General features: G+C 42.0%; 1 protein-coding gene and 1 pseudogene. One reads left to right on the top strand and one right to left on the bottom strand.

All coding sequences use genetic code 11. The features are described from left to right. Window positions 1–291: 291 nt before the first annotated feature. On the top strand, window positions 292–447 hold the full coding sequence (locus tag CGZ90_RS20940) for a hypothetical protein (RefSeq protein ID WP_165766939.1): 156 nt from the start codon (window positions 292–294) through the stop codon (window positions 445–447). Between the two features lie 99 nt (window positions 448–546). Here the strand turns inward: CGZ90_RS20940 and CGZ90_RS20275 are convergent. Next, window positions 547–659, bottom strand: a pseudogene (locus tag CGZ90_RS20275) (iron-sulfur cluster assembly accessory protein); the annotation flags it as partial.

The following is a 659-nucleotide window of genomic DNA, read 5'->3' as shown; positions in this document are numbered from 1 at the left end:
CTGATCGAAGAGCTAAAGAGTATTCTTTCTGCTTTGCACATCACGGATGAGGACTTTTTAGAATCCTGTGCGCAGGCAATGCCTGATTTGAAGAATAAATTACGTGAACTGGAGCGCTATTCTCATCCATAATTTTACACAAGACATCATTATGGTGATGTGCTATTATAGTACTCGAGGCGGACAAGTGCCGTTTCACACAAGATAATCAAGACATCCGGTGTTGGCGCACCGGATTTTTTTATATCATTATTTATACATACATAAAACTTAACAAAGGATGATCGTTCAATGGAGCCGAACCTTTTGGCAGCTATTTTATTTTTTGTTGCAGGCAGTGTATTATTCGTTCAGGGCATCAAACCTGGCCAGACAAGAAAAGGTCTTTTTATAGGAAGTGCTGTCGCAGCCGATTTGCTTGGTGTTGTTGCACTTCTTGCATTTTAAGAATATTTCACATCTATCCAAAACACCGATGCGGCTTAGCATCGGTGTTTCTGTGTTTTGTTGCATAAAAAAGAGGCGGGATCTATCTCCCGCCTCTTTTTAGCATTCTTCCGGTGTACCGGCGTTAGTTGCCGTTTTAAATGATGATCCGCACCCGCATGAAGCGATGGCATTCGGATTTGTAATCGTAAATCCGCCGCCCATCATGTTCT

The sequence above is a fragment of the Fictibacillus aquaticus genome, assembly GCF_002245695.1.
GTDB classification, from domain to species: domain Bacteria; phylum Bacillota; class Bacilli; order Bacillales; family Fictibacillaceae; genus Fictibacillus; species Fictibacillus aquaticus.
This window is presented reverse-complemented; position numbering and strand designations above follow the sequence as displayed.